Genomic DNA, 15,569 nt, shown 5'->3' with positions numbered 1-15,569 from the left:
CACCCTTTTCTCATTTCTCAGAGGTAATTACACCTCGTCGAGGCCCTGGCCCGATGGTGAGACCAGAATTTTAATCGCGGATTCATTGTGGTTGATCAACGCATCGAACCCTTTGTCGATCAGATCGTCTAAACCAATCTTTCCGGTGATGAAGGGCTTGAGGTCAATCTTGCCCGATTCGACAAGATCGATGGTGTCTTTGTGGTCGTTGCAGTAACCGATCACCCCAGCCAGTTTGATCTCTTTCAGAACCAATTTCGGCATGTTGACCTCCGGCTTAGAGCTCCAGACCGAAACGTTCACAATCGTGCCGGCCGGGCGGACAGCCTCAATCAATGTATCGAGGACCACCGGCACTGAGCTACACTCGAAGCCCACGTCAACGCCCCGACCGTCGGTGATCTTCAGAACTTCCTCGACCACATCATCGTTGCGAGGGTCTAAGACGTAATCGGCGACACCGCTTTCTTCAGCCCGGTTGCGACGCAGATCCGAGGGCTCAGAGACGATGGTGGTGATTCCTTCAGCCTTTAGCACGGCGGTCGTGAGTACGCCGATCGGTCCGGCTCCACCAATTAATGCAATATCACCAGACTGAGCCTGAGATTTCACGTACGCGTGATGAGCGACCGACAAGGGCTCGATCATGGCTGCCTGGTCCAGAGGAACGTCATCCGAAATTGGGTGAACCCAGTGACGGTCCACGGCAATCTGTTCCGCAAGACCACCACCGCGGCCGACCAAACCAATAAAGCCCATGTTCGGAGACAAATTATAGTTTGCGGTATTTTTGTACTTTTCCTCAATGACGTAGGGCTCGACGACGACCTGCTGACCAATCTCGAGATCAGTCACACCGTCGCCCAGAGCGGCCACGGTTCCGGACATCTCGTGTCCTATCGTGACCGGAGCTTCTTCACCAGATATCGGGTGTGGATGTCCGGCCGGAGGAATCGAAAGAGGTCCTTCAAGATATTCATGGAGGTCACTGCCACAGATGCCACACCACGCCACATCGATCAGTACCTGGCCAGACTGAGCCTCAGGGGCATCGATGTCGTCAATTCGGATATCTTTTTGATCATAATAACGCGCTGCGCGCATGACGCCTCCCTGGCGGGGTATCAGATGTATGGAGATTCACTGCGTAGATGTGGGGCGTATGATTCCGATCCGCCCCATAACGCCCACCCTACTCGTGCAAGCACGTCTACCCCATGGCTCAATGACCGCCATTAGCTCACGACCCTGAAGGAACCAGGCGAGGGTCGTCGGTGGTGATCACATCAACTCCGAGCTCGGTGACCCGTTGGACGTCCGCGACGGTGTTGACCGTATAGACACTGAGCGCCATGCCGTGTTCGTGCACTGCCCGTACTGTGGTGGTATCCAGGGTGCGGTGGTTCGTCCCCATCGACAGGCAATGGCGTGCCGCATCGATCACCACGTGCCGGCTGGGAGGCTGATCGACCAAATATTGACCGTGTAGTCCTGGAACTCCGGCAACCACATCCCGGATGGTGGCGTGGTCGAAACTGATGCAACGCAGTCGGTGTTGCGCCACCAGCGAGGAGAAAACCGGGTCCTGGGTGAGCCGGCCGATGAGCAGCTGGATGATCCCCGGCGAGTGTGCTGGTTCTTTGACTTCCACAAACAGCTGCGCGTGATCGCCGAGTACCTGGGGCACCTGATCAAGGGTGGGGATGCGTTCGCCGGACAGCCCCTGTGGGCCGCGCAGTTGCAACTGGGAGAGTTCCTCGTAGCTGAAAGAACTCAGGGGGAGATGGTGTCGTTCGGGAAACACCTCGTCGATATTCGTGGTGCGCTGTAACAGACGGTCGTGGAAAACCACCGGAACCCCGTCAGCCGATAGCTGCACGTCGATTTCGACCGCATCCGCGCCAGCATCCAGGCCGGCCCGCAGAGCCAGCAGAGAATTCTCCGGTGCCAGCAGTGAGGCTCCCCGGTGGCCTACGACCAGTGGCCGGTCCCGGTGGCGGTCAGGAACACTCACAACTGAAATCTCCCGCGCTCGCGTCGACGATGAGTTGAGCCCAGTGGTCGTTATGCTCCCAACGTAGCTGCACCATGGTTTCGGTGGCTTCAACCACCGAGAAGACGCCCTGGAAGGCCGGGTGCTGGTTGCGCCACTGCATGAGCTGGAGCAACCGTTGATTGACGTCGCGTGACATCAATCGTTCGACCTGCTCGGCGGTGAAATAACTACGGTTGATATCGCGGCCCACGCCGGTGGAGGTCAACAATTCCATATCGTTGTCGGCAACCAGCGCGCCCATGTAGTACACCTGTGGGATACCGGGCAAGAAGAACTGGATGGCTCGTGCGGTGAGATAGCGTTGGTCATCCCGACCGAGCGCGTCGTAGTAGGTCGAGTTGACCTGGTAGAGGTCCAGGTTTGAGGCCGCTGCACCGGTGGCCAACCGGGATTGGCCGTCCGAGAGCCGATGGATGGTTTCCACCAGTGCATCAACGTCGGCGTCTTGCAGCAGTCCCGGACGATGGGGGTTGAGCTGGTCTGGCCCCACATCGATCACACCGATTCCGTCGTGAGTGTCCAGGACCGTGATCGCGTTGGTCGGACGCACCCGGATCCATTCGCTCAGCGCAGCGACCGACCCCGTGGTGAGAGTGTGGAGCAACAGTGGTGGCAAAGCAAAGTCGTAGACCCAATCCACGCGCGAGGCGATCTCGAGCTGAGTCTGGTAGTAGGAGTGGATCTCGACAAGAACTTCCATGCCCAGCTGGTGGGCTTGTTCAGTGAGTCTGCCGATGAATTCAAAGGTCTCGGGCATCATGAATGAGCTGGCCCCGGCCTGTTTGAAGGCATATCCCACCGCGTCCATGCGGATCAATTTCACGCCCGCTTCAGCCAGCTGGTGCAAGATCTCGGTGAGGTACTGTGCACCGTGATCGGAGTTGATATCAATGTCGATCTGTTCAGCGGTGAAGGTGGTCCACAGCAGGCGAGGTTGGCCGGCGACCCGGTAGAGGCTGAAGGGCAGTCCCGGCCGTGGCCGGTAGATGGCTAACAGCTGATCCTCGGTCGCTCCCTCGGGGAAGATCCCGGAGTAGGACAGGAACATATCGGCATACTCAGAGTCGGCGCCGTGGGCAAGAAAGTCTTGGAATTGCGGGGAGTGGGCTGAGATGTGGTTGACGATCATGTCGGAGCACAGATCGTAGGCCTCCGCCACGGAGGCCACATCCGGCCAGTCGCCCAATCGCGGGTCGACTTCGCGGTGGTCGATGGGGTCAAAGCCGGCATCAGCGCCGTCATAGGTGCGGAAGTACGGCAATAAGTGGACACCCGTGAACGCGCCCGGGAAGTAGGTATCGATCCAGCGACGGGTAGTGAGCAGATCACCGCCGAAGCGGTTGGCGTAGACAATCAGTTGAACGCCATTCCGCAAGGTGGTGGCAGGGGTGCGGGATTCCGGCAGTGGTGAGGTGGTCATAACCGATTTCTGAGTCGCTGGGCCACATCGGGCCATTCGGGTGCGGTGATCGAAAAGTGCTCGATATCCACCAGATTACCGTCGCTGGCGAATCGAAAGCTACGAAACGTCTGCTCCTCGCCGGCACCACGTTGACCGATGGCTACCACCCAGCGGTCGTTGGGTGGTTGCGCGCATTGCGCCGTGCGCTAGTCGGTGCCGGCATCAAAGGCAGCCGAAAGTCCCAACTCGTCGGAGGCCTCATCGGGCTGGCCGGTAGCGGAGGCAATATCGGCGGCGCCTCCGACCTCGAGTTCACCCATCAGCTCACCGGTCGGGCCGGTGACCATACCGGTGGTGGCATACCGCTCCAGTCGAGACCGGGAGTCAGCGATGTCCAGGTTGCGCATGGTGAGCTGGCCGATGCGGTCTTCGGGGCCGAAGGCGGCATCGCCGACGCGTTCCATCGACAGCTTCTCCGGGTGGTAGGAGAGGTTCTCACCGGTGGTATCCAGGATGGTGTAGTCATCACCGCGACGTAGACGCAACGTGACCTCACCGGTCACTGCCGAGCCCACCCAGCGTTGTAGCGATTCGCGCAACATCAGCGACTGCGGGTCGAACCAACGACCCTCGTACATCATCCGTCCGAGCTTACGACCCAGCGTGAAGTAGTTATCGAGGGTGTCCTCGTTGTGAATGGCGTTGAGCAACCGTTCGTAGGTCACGTGCAATAGAGCCATCCCCGGAGCCTCGTAGATGCCGCGAGACTTGGCCTCAATGATGCGGTTTTCGATCTGGTCGGAGACGCCGAGACCGTGACGGCCACCGATTTCATTGGCCTTGTAAACCAGCGCCACCGGGTCTTCGAAGCGCTCACCGTTGATGCTCACTGGGCGTCCGGCTTCAAAACCGACCGAGACTTCCTCCGAGGGAACCTCGATCTCTTCGCGCCAGGTGGGGATACCCATGATCGGTTCAACAATGTCCAGGCCGGTGTTGAGGAACTCCAGTTGCTTAGCCTCGTGGGTCGCGCCCCAAATATTGGCGTCAGTGGAGTAGGCCTTCTCAGCTGAATCGCGGTAGGGGTAGCCGTGCTCGACCAGCCACTCGCTCATTTCTTGACGGCCACCTAGCTCATCCACAAAGGCAGCATCCAACCAGGGCTTGTAGATCTGCAACTTGGGGTTGGCCATCAGGCCATAGCGGTAGAACCTCTCAATGTCATTGCCCTTATAGGTGGAGCCATCACCCCAGATGTCAACGCCGTCTTCTTTCATAGCGCGCACCAGCATGGTGCCGGTCACGGCACGACCCAGCGGGGTGGTGTTGAAGTACGTCTTCCCCCCAGAGCGGACGTTGAACGCACCGCAGGCTAGGGCAACAAATCCTTCTTCCACCAGTGGTTTCTTGGCGTCTACGAAACGAGCGATTTCGGCGCCGTAGTCCTTGGCACGCTGGGTGACGCCTTCCAGGTCCGGTTCATCGTACTGGCCAATATCGGCGGTGTAGGTGCACGGCGTAGCACCCTTTTCCCGCATCCAAGCCACAGCACAGGACGTATCGAGACCTCCAGAAAAGGCAATTCCGACGCGTTCACCTGTGGGCAGAGAAGACAAAACCTTAGACATAACTCCTACCTTATCGCCCAGGGGCCGGTTGACCGGAATTCTTAACCCATTATGAGCCTGCCCCGGGTTCTAGCCTCAAGACTGGGGCAACACTAGGCTGTCAGACATGACCGATCAGCGCTCTTCCAGCAAGCCCTCCGCCGATTTCGAACCCTTGCAGAACTGGATTGCTCCGGGCGAGACGCGAGAGCAGAACCAGGGTCTGATTATTGGCGGAAACCCGAGCACCGGCCCATATGCGCCCGTGTACTTCTCGGCAGCAAAAACCCAGCCACTGGCGATCTTCTCCGACCGTGACGACGCGGTGGCTACGGTGTCTCTGATCAATAGTCTGACCACGTCACCGGCCAGCTCCCGGATCGGTGGGGCACACGTGCGCGAGGCTGAAACCTCCCAAGCTCCCGGGGTGCAATACCTTGGTTTCACGCTGACCACCAACGAGGAAAATAAGCCGGTTCCAGACACCACCAAGCCGGTGGCTCGGATGTGGGTCCTACCCCATCGGCAGATGGAAGCCATTGCCCTGATGGAAGTTGATGGCCCTAACGGCCACCGAGCCCTGTGCCGGTTCTTGGATGACGAGGCGGCCAATCTCTTCGTGTCCACCATGGACGCCATCTTCGCCAGCATCTCGGACCGGGTCGCCTAAGCCACTATGTCGAGCCTGTAGGACACCGACACCACCAGGCTCGCACGCGAGCCCCCTCCGCCCCGGCTCATATTGTTGAACAAGATCTTGCAGATATTGTTCAACAACCTGTAAGCTACCCTCACAATATGCGTGATTCAGTTCACGTCACGGAGATACCATTCACCCGCGGAGGCCGCTGTGTCCAACACCCACGAAGAGGCAGGTCCCACCACGACCGCTGTATCCGAACAAGAACCCACCGTCTCGGAAACCACCAAAAAATCCAAAAAGCCCAAGAATGTTCGTCGCACCGCCTTGTTGGGTGCGATGTTCTTAATGGCCACCAGCTCGATTGGTCCGGGCTTTATCACCCAGACCGCCAACTTCACCGTTCAGCTCGGGGCCGCCTTCGCATTTGCGATCTTGGCGTCGATCCTCATCGATATCTGTGTGCAACTCAACGTCTGGCGCGTTATCGGTCTGTCCGGGATGCGCGCCCAAGAACTGGGCAATAAAGTCCTCCCCGGCATCGGCTGGGTGCTAGCCGGCTTGGTCTTCATCGGCGGCGCGGTATTCAACATCGGTAACATCGCCGGCGCAGGACTAGGCACCAACGCCATGTTCGGAGCAGATGCCCGTATCGGTGGCGCCATCTCGGCCGTGCTGGCTATCCTGATCTTCCTCTCCAAGCGCGCGGGTATGGCTCTGGACCGCATTGTGGTGATCTTAGGCGCCGTGATGATTCTGCTCATGCTCTACGTCGCCATCGTCGCCGCCCCACCGGTAGGCGAAGCCTTGAAGAACACTGTGATGCCCGAGCAGGTCGATATGTTGGTGATCACCACACTGGTCGGCGGTACGGTGGGTGGCTATATCACCTTTGCCGGCGCCCACCGCATGATCGATTCCGGCATTCGCGGACCCGAGTCCGTCCGTCAGATCACCAACACCTCCATTCTCGGTATTGTCGTCACCGGTGTGATGCGCGTGCTATTGTTCCTGGCCATCCTCGGTGTGGTTGCCTCTGGCGTCACGCTGGCGGCGGATAACGTGGCTGCCGATGCGTTCCGCCACGCCGCCGGCGAGATTGGCTTGCGGCTATTCGGTATTGTGCTCTGGGCTGCCGCGTTGACCTCGGTCATTGGCGCCGCCTATACCTCGGTTACCTTCATCACCCGTTCTGACGGTAGCGTGAAGGTCCGCAACTGGCTCACCATCGGGTTGATCGGTGTCTGCACGGTGATCTTCTTATTCGTCGGCCAGGCCCCACAACAGTTACTGATCTTTGCCGGTGCCTTCAACGGCCTGATTCTGCCGATTGGTTTCGGGGTGCTGCTGTGGGTGGCCTGGCGTCGTCGCGACCTGTTGCAGGGTTATCACTACCCGCGCTGGCTGGTGGTGATCGGAACCCTGGCCTGGGTGCTCACGCTCGTGCTGGCCGTTACCTCGTTCCTGCCCGCCATCGAGCTGATGACCGGTAACGCAGCATGACACTAACCCCCGCTCACGCCCGCCAAGCATTCCGTGCAGGACGGTTATCTCCCACCGCGGGACTGTGCGATGGTTATGCCCAGGCGAACCTGCTGATCGTGCCGCGTCACTACGCTTTCGATCTCTTGCTCTTCGCTCAGCGCAATCCGAAGCCCATGCCGGTGCTAGGAGTCCTGGAGCCGGGTCAGACGAGCTCGGAGCTGATCCCCGACGGAGATATCCGCACCGATGCACCCCAATACCGGGTTTACCGCCACGGCCAGTTGGTCGATGAGCCCCAGGACATCACCGGGCTGTGGCGGGACGATCTGGTCAGTTTCCTCATCGGCTGTTCGTTCACCTTCGAACGTGCCTTGGCTCAGGCGGGCATTCCGCTCGCTCATCAGCTCCACGGGCGGAATGTGCCGATGTATACCACCACTGTGCCGTGTCGGCCCGCCGGAGCAATCCGCGGGCCATTGGTGGTGTCGATGCGCCCGATTCCTGCCGAGCACATCGCCGAGGCGGTACGGATTACCTCTCGCTACCCGGCCGTGCACGGGGCCCCGGTCCATATTGGCGCCCCCGAACAGATCGGGATTACCGACCTGTATTCCCCGGATTTCGGAGATCCGCCAGCCGAGATCCCGCAGGGCTGGTTACCGGTATTCTGGGCTTGTGGTGTCACTCCTCAGGCGGCGGTGATGGAGTCAGCACCCGATCTGGCCATCGGGCACGCGCCCGGACACATGATGATCACCGATGCCCGGGATGCCGACTACCAGGTTCCCTAACCGGGTGTCCTCACGACGTGGTGCCGGCGCCTCGTCGCTGAGCGGTTCTGGATCGTTTTGGGACTGGGACATAAAGGTCAGCAACAGTGATTCAGCCCGAGCGAAATAGGGCGGAATCAACGCCGCAGCTTCTTCGCGCTGGTCCTGTAGCAAGCAGGTGACCACGTGCCGGTTGTCGTCGACAAACATCGAGTGAAAATCGGGAATTTCGGCCATGCCGTGAAAAACCAACCGCACTCTGGCCAGGGTGCGGTCCATGAGTTGAATCAACGAGGTGGACCCGGTCATCGAGGCAATGGTTTCGTGCACCAGCTGATTGACATCGGCCATTTTCGACACGGCCCCGGCCTCCCGGTAGTCCAGCGCCGCCGTGGTGGCCTCATCCAGGGTGCGTAGCTGCTCATCGGTGAGATGACCCCACATGATAGCGGCCGGTTCAATCATGCGACGCAGTTGATAGATTTCGCGCACATCCTCGTGGGTGGGTCGAGCAACGAACACGCCACGGTGCGGGATTTTCTCGACGAGCCCGTCTTCGCCCAGCAAGTGAAAGGCCTCACGCAAAGTGTTGCGGGAAATGCTCAGGCGGTCGGCCAGCCGGTGCTCGCCTAATTTAGTGCCGGGCACTAACTGGCCGTGGGAGATCTCAGCGCGCAACCTCGTGGCAGCTCGCTCGGCTGCCCCACTGAGCTTACTCACAGTGTCCTAGTTCCTCTCCCCGTCTCACGGGATCGCCCTCGTTAAAGGACTCACGCCGGAAGATTCCCGCCGTCGGAGCCCGCAACGTAGTTTCGGTCTTCATCGCTTCAACGACCACAACCGGGTCTGCGGTCTCGACCTGATCGCCGTCAGCGACTAACCACTTGACGATACTACCGTTCATGGGGGCAGTCAACGCTGTTGCTGACCGTTCAGTCGTCGCATCCTGGCCGGTCGAGTCCTCATCGCAAGCCCCGCCAGAACCGTGGCGCAGGGCACGGTAGAGCTCCTCGGGCAGACCCAAGGCGTGTGCTTTACCGTCCAGAGTGATGGTGATCTCTCGTCGTGCCGAACCCGGATGGGTCAGATAAGGCGAAGCCTGCAGTTCAGGGGTGAACTCGTCTTCAATCCAGGTGGTATAGACCCCGAATTCTTCGGTACTGGTGAAGTCCTCGGTCTCCAGCACCGCTTGGTGGAAGCCCACCACAGTCGGCACCCCGGTAATCACCAGTTCTTTCAGGGCCTGGCGCGCTCGAATCAGCGCTTGTTCGCGATTGGCACCGGTGATAATCAGCTTGGCCAGCATGGAATCATATTCCCCGGGAACCACTGAGCCGGAGACCACCCCGCTGTCCAGGCGCACGCCCGGACCGGTAGGAGACTCGAACCGCTCCACGGTCCCGGGGCTGGGCACAAAGCCCAACGCGGGGTCTTCGGCGTTGAGCCGGAATTCAAAACTGTGCCCGGTGGGTTCGGGGGTTTCCGTGAAGCTCAGCGGCAGTCCGGCAGCAATCCGGAACTGCTCGGCGACCAGATCCACCCCGGTGGTTTGTTCGGTGACGGGGTGTTCGACCTGCAACCGGGTATTGACCTCCAAAAACGAGATCAGCCCGTCGGGAGCCACGAGGTATTCCACGGTGCCGGCACCTGTATAACCGGCCGCCCGACAAATATCCTCGGCCGAGTCGTGAATCCGCTGGCGTTGTTCCGGGCTCAACCAGGGGGCTGGAGCTTCCTCAATGAGTTTCTGGTTGCGTCGCTGCAGTGAGCAGTCGCGGGTACCGACCACGACCACATTGCCGTGAGTATCGGCCACGACCTGGGCTTCGACGTGGCGGGGCCGCTGTAAGAAGCGCTCAACAAAGCACTCGCCGCGACCGAAAGCGGTGCGAGCTTCACGCACCGCCGAATCGTAAGCGGATTCGATGTCATCGACACGGTGGACGATCTTCATGCCGCGTCCGCCACCGCCGAAGGCGGCTTTAATGGCGATCGGTAGGCCGTGTTCTTCACCGAAGGCTCGAGCCTCATCGGCAGATTCCACCGGCCCGTCCGAGCCGGGAACCAGCGGGGCGCCCACCTCAACGGCCAGTGCCCGGGCGGAGAGCTTATCTCCCAGGGTGGCAATGGCGTCGGGGCTGGGACCGATCCAGGTCAGTCCAGCCTCGATCACGGCACGGGCGAAATCGGCGTTTTCTGACAGGAACCCGTACCCGGGATGCACCGCGTCGGCTCCGGACCGGCGGGCGATCTCCAGGATTTTGTCGATATTCAGGTAGGTGTCGGCCGAAGCGGATCCCTCCAGCGCGTAGGCTTCATCGGCCACCGCGACGTGCAGGGACTCAGCATCGGGGTCAGAGAAGATCGCCACCGAGGCCAGATGACAGTCGCGGGTTGCCCGGGCAACGCGCACCGCGATTTCGCCACGGTTGGCGATCAGGACTTTGGACATCCGCCCGGTGAGTTGCTGGACTGTGGTGGCGATGGAGTCAGTGTTGGTCATGGTGGGTGTCCTTGCCTGGGTTGTCATCAGTTGTCTCGTCATCAATCTGGAACCTCACGGTGGCTCCGGGTGGCAATTGCGCAGCTAGGTCCAGGTCGTCCTCAGCCACCACACCGATCACCGGATACCCGCCGGTGACGGGATGATCAGCCAGAAACAGCACCGGCAGACCCGATGGTGGGACTTGCAGGGCTCCGGTCACGGCTGGTTCAGACGGCAGTTCCGCGTCCTGAACCCGTTGTAGCGCGGCGCCGTCCTCGGGAAGTTCGAACCGCACGCCGATGCGGTTGGAGTCGTCGGAGACCCGCCAGGGTTGGCCAGTCAGCTGTTCCAGTCCGGCGGGACCGAACCAGTCATCGCGTGGCCCGGGGAGCACCCGCAGTACGGTAGCTGGCCCGTCGACTCTCGGCAGAGTGGGGTGCACTGCTGGTTCGGCAGTTCCGGTGGCGGCTAGGGGGTGTTGGGGTTTATTGACCGCAAGAACGGCGCCTTCCCGCACCGATTCTGGTCCGATGCCCGACAGCGTGTCGGTAGCGCGACTGCCAAGCTGGTCGGTCGCCTCCAGGCCGCCTCGGACCGCCAGGTAGGTGCGTAGCCCGGCCTCAGGGGTGGGAAGGTGCAGGTGTTCACCGTCGAAGAGCGCAAAAGCTGCGTTGACCGGAGCCTGCCGAGAACCGGTCGGTGCGGTCTCCGGGGCCCAGATCTGTGCAGGGGTGTCGGTTCCGGTGAGTGCCAGCACGTGGTGCCCGTGGGCTTGGATCGTCAGCCCGCCCATGAGCACTTCAAGGACGGCGGCGTCGGAGTCGTTACCGACCAGCCGGTTGGCTTGCCGGGCCGCGGCCCGATCGGCCACCCCGGAGTGGCTGACTCCCAGATCGGCGTAGCCGGGCCGCCCCAGGTCCTGCACCAAGGTCTGGAGTCCGGTGGTGATAATTTCCAGCCCGTGTTGCGGTGTTGCGGTGGCACTGAGTTTCTCGTGTGGTTGCTCACCAGACCGGTGATCGGTGGAGTTCTGGGTGGTGGTCAGCCGTTCCCGGACGGCGTGATACTGAACGCGGTCACCGGGGGCAACCAGCGCTGGAGAGGACCGGTCAAGATCCCACATCACCGCGTTGGTGTGACCCAGAAGTTGCCACCCGCCCGGTGAGGCTTGGGGATAGACGGCGGAGAATTCTCCCGCCACGGCCACCGACTGTGCGGGTACCCGTGTCCGCGGCGTTGGCCGGCGAGGAATGGAATAGCTGTCGCCGGTGGAAACCAGGTAGGTGAATCCTGGGGCGAAACCCCCGAAGGCACCCAACCATGTGGTGCCGGTGTGCCAGTTGATCAGCTCATCGGCACTCATGGACAACTGGGTGGCGACTTCGCAGAGATCTGCACCGTCATACACCACCTCGACGGTGATCAACGCGCCGTCGTGCGATGCGGCATCCGATAAGTTCCACTGGCTGATGTTTTCGGCGGCGTGGCGGGCTTCGGCGTCGGTGTCAAAGAATAGCCCCACGGTGCGAGCTGCGGCCAGGACTTCGCGTTGGCCTGCGACCGGGTGGGTGGACAGGCGCTGGTGGAGCGCCATGACCTGATCGATATCGGCGCATTCCACCAGAAAGCAACGACGACCGGCCCAGCGGATGGTCGGGGCGCTCATGCGAAGGATTCGATCGTCACACCGGCTTCTTCCAGGCCACGACGCACCGCGGCAGCCATCGACACTGCCCCGGGTGTGTCGCTGTGAACGCAGATGCTGCCGGCGTTGACCTGTATCTCTGTGCCATCAACGGCTTCAATGATGCCTTCAGTGGCCAGACGCACCATCCGGTGGACGACCTCCTGCTCGTCGTGGAGCACCGCGCCGGGTTGCCGGCGGGAGACCAGGGTCCCCTCCGGGGTGTAACCCCGATCGGCAAACGCTTCATAGACCACGGGCAGTCCCGCTGATTCGGCCAGGGAGGCGGCAATAGAGCCGGGCAGAAGCAACAGTGTCAGTCCGTGACCGTGGGTGACCAGCGCATCGACCACAGCTTCGGCGTGTTCGCGGTGGTTGACGATGGTGTTATACAGCGCGCCATGGGGTTTGACATAGGCCACCCGGGTACCAGCTGCTGTGGCCATCGCATCGAGGGCCCCGATCTGATAGAGCACGTCGTTGCGTAGCTGGTGAGGGTCCTCATCCAAGAAACGACGTCCGAATCCAGCGAAGTCGTTGTAGGAAACATGGGCGCCCACCGTGAGCCCGCGCGCAGCTGCAAGCTGGCAGGTGTTGAGCATAATGGAGGGGTCGCCCGCGTGAAACCCACAGGCCACATTGGCCGACGACACTGAGGAGAAAATCGCGGCGTCATCACCCATGGTGTAGTTCCCGAAAGACTCTCCCACATCACTGTTGATATCGATCGTGAGTTTGTGCTCAGCGTTCACGACGTGTCCTCCGTCTCATCTCGGGTGGTGTAGATCTCCAGAATGCCACACAACCCTCAAATTGTTCAACAATCCGAGGGTTGTGTGAGAATCGGAGGAGGCCTCGAGATCTAAGAGAAGTTCTCGAGCAGAATCTCAGCCAACCGTTCGGGTTGTTCCACGGGAATCTGGTGGGCGGCCTGCTCGACGGTGGCCTGGGCACCGTGCTGCACCCGATCGGCAATCAGGTGAGCGTCCGAGGAGGAGCACACCTGATCGTCGGCACCGTTGATCGCCACGATCGGCACGGAAATCTTCGGCAGCGCTTCGCGCACATCGAAAGCGCCCAGAGCTTCGCATAGCCGAGCGAAGGACACCTGGTCGGCTTTTTCTAACACCGTCTGCAATGATTCAGCCCGGTCGGGGTGCTGGTCGGTAAAGCCTTCGGCGAACCACCGACTCACCGAGCCAATCACTTGGGTTGCGGTGCCGGCCGATTCGACCAGTTGGGCGCGCTCTTGCCAACCCGCCTGCTCGCCGATTTTGGCCGCGGAGGCCACAATGGCGATTCCGTCGAAGAGTTCTCCATGGTCGAGACCGAGCTGGAGCCCCACCTGCCCGCTGATCGAGACACCGGCGTAGTAGACCTTGGCCTCCGGGCCAATGGTTCCCTCAGCCCGCTGGGTGGTGATGATGTCAGCCACCGCATCCGCCAGGTCCTCAATCCCTACTTTGGCCTGGTGGGGCTGTGAGGTGTCGTGGCCGGGCAGATCCCAGCCGATGACCCTGAAGCGCTCTGCCAAGTGGTTGGCCGCGTGCTGCCACAGCCCACGCACCCCGGTCCCCATGCCGGCTCCTACCACCAGGACATCTTTGTCGGCAGCAGATGAATCGGTCAGCGAGACGGTATTGACCACCGGGGTGGATTGCTCGTCGCTCGCGTGCTTCAGCTGGTCGGTCATTGATTGGCTCCATTCTCGGCAGACGTCTGTCGTTGAGTGAGTCGGCCCCGATCGTGTTGCTTCCCCGCCTGACGACATTGTCAGGCACGGTTCGGCCTGAACTCTCACGACACTTCAGTTCATTTCAGTTCCACCAGTGTAACGTGACTGGCTTAACATCAGAGGGCCACCAGGCCGATCCTCCGCGACACACATTCACAGGAAACGTTCATATTTCCTCCAGCGTCTAATCATCTGGGGTCATTACGATGTTAAACATCCTCTTCGAGGTGTGAGTGATGAGTAGAGCCGACCTGGTTGCTGTCGACAGCAACCGGGTCGGCTTCTTTAATGCTGGTCTGCCCCGTTTCGCCCGGTTTGTCCTGGTCCATGGGCAGACAGGTCTCTGCACTATTCGTCCAATAGCACCGCAGGTTCAGCCAACACGGCAGCGATTTCGCCCAGGTAGGCGGCAATCTCTGCTCCGTCGACCACGCGGTGATCGAAGGAACCCCCGAGGGTAAGCACGGTGCGTGGCACGATCTGGTCATCCACGACCCACGGCTTCTTCGACCCTTTACCCAAGCCCACGATCGCGGTGTGGCCCGGGGTGAGGATCGGGGTTCCGGCATCGAGACCCAGCGACCCGAAATTGGTGATCGACACGGTGCCACCGGCGAGTTCGGCCGGTTGGGTCTTGCCTTCTCTGGCGCGGGAGGTCAATTCCATCATCGCTCGCGCGGTGTCCTTCAGGCTCAACAAGTCCGCCTGCGGGATCACCGGTACGATCAGCCCGCGAGGCGTGGCGGCTGCGACCGCGACGTTGACGTGCTGGTACTGCACGATCTCGTCGGGTTGGCCATCTGCTGTCCCCGATTCCCACAGCGAGTTGAACTGAGGGTAGATCGTGGCGGCGCGGACCATGGCTCGGATGGCCAGGATCATCGGGCTAACTTTGATGCCTTCCCAGGAGGGTGAGGCCTTGAGCTGGGCCAAGAACTCCATGCTACGAGTGATGTCGACGTCTTTAAACACCGAGACGTGCGGAGCCTGCGAGTACGACTGCATGACCGCGTTCGCGGTGGCTTTGCGCACACCTTTAACCGGGGTGCGCGCAACGATAGCCCGGGGATCGGTGGCCTGTGCCTGAGCTTGGGTTCGACCCGATGTTGCCGTGGCACCAGCGGGAGTGGACTGGTTCAGAAAGCCTTCCACATCCGCGCGGGTGACATCGCCGCGAGGACCGGTTGGTGTGACCTGCGCGAGATCGACGCCCTGGGTCTTGGCGAAGTATCGCACCGGTGGCTTGGCCAGCACCACAGTTGTAGCCGGTGTCGGACTCGGTGCTTGCTCCGGTGCTGACTCTGGTGCTGGGTCAAGCTTCTGGGTGGCCGGTCTCGGCTGGGCCGAGGTGGCGGCTTTTTTCCGTGCCCGGCGACGGGTAGCTTCATTTTTCGGCCCAGAACCCACCAAGGGTTTATCGGCCGTTACTGCACTGTCTCCGCTGGAGTCAGATTCGTCGCCGGCGGTTGCTGAGTCGCCAATACCAATCAGGTCTTCACCGACCAGCACGGTATCGCCGACCTCGGCGAAGAGCTTGTGGATGGTGCCGGCAAAGGGGCTGGGGAGTTCAACCAGTGATTTAGCGGTCTCAATTTCGACCAGCACATCGTTGACGGCAACGGTGTCACCGACGGCAACCCGCCATTCGACAATATCGGCTTCGGTCAGGCCTTCTCCCACATCGGGGAGCTTAAAAATTTCCATG

The 15,569-nt window shown here is 60.9% G+C and carries 13 protein-coding genes; 3 read left to right on the top strand and 10 right to left on the bottom strand.

Annotated elements, in window-relative coordinates:
• Positions 1 to 27: 27 nt before the first annotated feature.
• From DCC25_RS09035 to argG, 4 genes are all read right to left on the bottom strand, one after another.
• On the bottom strand, positions 28 to 1,104 hold the full coding sequence (locus tag DCC25_RS09035; RefSeq protein ID WP_110101423.1) for a 2,3-butanediol dehydrogenase: 1,077 nt from the start codon (positions 1,102 to 1,104) through the stop codon (positions 28 to 30).
• Positions 1,105 to 1,240: 136 nt separating this feature from the next.
• Complete coding sequence (locus tag DCC25_RS09030; protein WP_158278473.1) at positions 1,241 to 2,014, bottom strand: glycerophosphodiester phosphodiesterase family protein; 774 nt, start codon at positions 2,012 to 2,014, stop codon at positions 1,241 to 1,243.
• Positions 2,001 to 3,476 carry a sucrose phosphorylase gene (gene gtfA, locus DCC25_RS09025; protein WP_199445910.1) on the bottom strand — a complete coding sequence of 492 codons (1,476 nt, stop codon included), beginning with the start codon at positions 3,474 to 3,476 and terminating at the stop codon, positions 2,001 to 2,003. Before gtfA ends, DCC25_RS09030 begins: the two co-directional genes overlap by 14 nt.
• Positions 3,477 to 3,664: 188 nt before the next feature.
• Positions 3,665 to 5,086 (bottom strand): argininosuccinate synthase, encoded by a 1,422-nt coding sequence (gene argG, locus DCC25_RS09020; RefSeq protein WP_110101421.1) that lies wholly within the window; start codon positions 5,084 to 5,086, stop codon positions 3,665 to 3,667.
• Positions 5,087 to 5,192: 106 nt separating this feature from the next.
• Between argG and DCC25_RS09015 the strand changes: the two genes are divergently transcribed.
• The 3 genes from DCC25_RS09015 to DCC25_RS09005 all read left to right on the top strand — a co-directional run bounded on the left by DCC25_RS09015 (position 5,193) and on the right by DCC25_RS09005 (position 7,981).
• Complete coding sequence (locus DCC25_RS09015) at positions 5,193 to 5,735, top strand: hypothetical protein (RefSeq protein WP_110101420.1); 543 nt, start codon at positions 5,193 to 5,195, stop codon at positions 5,733 to 5,735.
• A gap of 297 nt (positions 5,736 to 6,032) precedes the next feature.
• Positions 6,033 to 7,208 (top strand): NRAMP family divalent metal transporter, encoded by a 1,176-nt coding sequence (locus DCC25_RS09010; RefSeq protein ID WP_233242879.1) that lies wholly within the window; start codon positions 6,033 to 6,035, stop codon positions 7,206 to 7,208.
• Positions 7,205 to 7,981 carry a putative hydro-lyase gene (locus DCC25_RS09005; protein ID WP_110098147.1) on the top strand — a complete coding sequence of 259 codons (777 nt, stop codon included), beginning with the start codon at positions 7,205 to 7,207 and terminating at the stop codon, positions 7,979 to 7,981. The genes DCC25_RS09010 and DCC25_RS09005 overlap by 4 nt, the downstream gene beginning before the upstream one ends.
• Here DCC25_RS09005 and DCC25_RS09000 read toward each other — a convergent pair.
• The 6 genes from DCC25_RS09000 to DCC25_RS08975 all read right to left on the bottom strand — a co-directional run bounded on the left by DCC25_RS09000 (position 7,898) and on the right by DCC25_RS08975 (position 15,568).
• Positions 7,898 to 8,680 (bottom strand): GntR family transcriptional regulator, encoded by a 783-nt coding sequence (locus DCC25_RS09000; RefSeq protein ID WP_110101419.1) that lies wholly within the window; start codon positions 8,678 to 8,680, stop codon positions 7,898 to 7,900. The two genes, DCC25_RS09005 and DCC25_RS09000, sit on opposite strands and share 84 nt — an antisense overlap.
• Complete coding sequence (locus tag DCC25_RS08995; RefSeq protein ID WP_110101451.1) at positions 8,673 to 10,412, bottom strand: biotin carboxylase N-terminal domain-containing protein; 1,740 nt, start codon at positions 10,410 to 10,412, stop codon at positions 8,673 to 8,675. The genes DCC25_RS09000 and DCC25_RS08995 overlap by 8 nt, the downstream gene beginning before the upstream one ends.
• A gap of 37 nt (positions 10,413 to 10,449) precedes the next feature.
• Complete coding sequence (locus tag DCC25_RS08990) at positions 10,450 to 12,111, bottom strand: urea amidolyase family protein (RefSeq protein ID WP_110101418.1); 1,662 nt, start codon at positions 12,109 to 12,111, stop codon at positions 10,450 to 10,452.
• Positions 12,108 to 12,881 (bottom strand): LamB/YcsF family protein, encoded by a 774-nt coding sequence (locus DCC25_RS08985; RefSeq protein ID WP_255410774.1) that lies wholly within the window; start codon positions 12,879 to 12,881, stop codon positions 12,108 to 12,110. The genes DCC25_RS08990 and DCC25_RS08985 overlap by 4 nt, the downstream gene beginning before the upstream one ends.
• Positions 12,882 to 12,991: 110 nt before the next feature.
• Positions 12,992 to 13,822 (bottom strand): alpha/beta fold hydrolase, encoded by an 831-nt coding sequence (locus tag DCC25_RS08980; RefSeq protein WP_158524568.1) that lies wholly within the window; start codon positions 13,820 to 13,822, stop codon positions 12,992 to 12,994.
• Between the two features lie 390 nt (positions 13,823 to 14,212).
• Positions 14,213 to 15,568 (bottom strand): dihydrolipoamide acetyltransferase family protein, encoded by a 1,356-nt coding sequence (locus tag DCC25_RS08975; RefSeq protein WP_110098151.1) that lies wholly within the window; start codon positions 15,566 to 15,568, stop codon positions 14,213 to 14,215.
• Between the last annotated feature and the right edge of the window lies 1 nt (position 15,569).

Origin of the sequence: Auritidibacter sp. NML120636 (assembly GCF_003185945.1) — a bacterium.
Lineage (GTDB): Bacteria > Actinomycetota > Actinomycetes > Actinomycetales > Micrococcaceae > Auritidibacter > Auritidibacter ignavus.
The sequence above is the reverse complement of the archived record's forward strand: the minus strand, read 5'-3'. Positions and strand labels throughout refer to the sequence as shown.

Coding starts and splice junctions, on each gene's coding strand:
- DCC25_RS09015 (WP_110101420.1), top strand. CDS start 5,193: ATGACCGATCAGCGCTCTTCCAGCAAGCCCTCCGCCGATTTCGAACCC.
- gtfA (WP_199445910.1), bottom strand. CDS start 3,476: ATGACCACCTCACCACTGCCGGAATCCCGCACCCCTGCCACCACCTTG.
- argG (WP_110101421.1), bottom strand. CDS start 5,086: ATGTCTAAGGTTTTGTCTTCTCTGCCCACAGGTGAACGCGTCGGAATT.
- DCC25_RS09005 (WP_110098147.1), top strand. CDS start 7,205: ATGACACTAACCCCCGCTCACGCCCGCCAAGCATTCCGTGCAGGACGG.
- DCC25_RS08975 (WP_110098151.1), bottom strand. CDS start 15,568: ATGGAAATTTTTAAGCTCCCCGATGTGGGAGAAGGCCTGACCGAAGCC.
- DCC25_RS09035 (WP_110101423.1), bottom strand. CDS start 1,104: ATGCGCGCAGCGCGTTATTATGATCAAAAAGATATCCGAATTGACGAC.
- DCC25_RS08995 (WP_110101451.1), bottom strand. CDS start 10,412: ATGTCCAAAGTCCTGATCGCCAACCGTGGCGAAATCGCGGTGCGCGTT.
- DCC25_RS08990 (WP_110101418.1), bottom strand. CDS start 12,111: ATGAGCGCCCCGACCATCCGCTGGGCCGGTCGTCGTTGCTTTCTGGTG.
- DCC25_RS08980 (WP_158524568.1), bottom strand. CDS start 13,822: ATGACCGACCAGCTGAAGCACGCGAGCGACGAGCAATCCACCCCGGTG.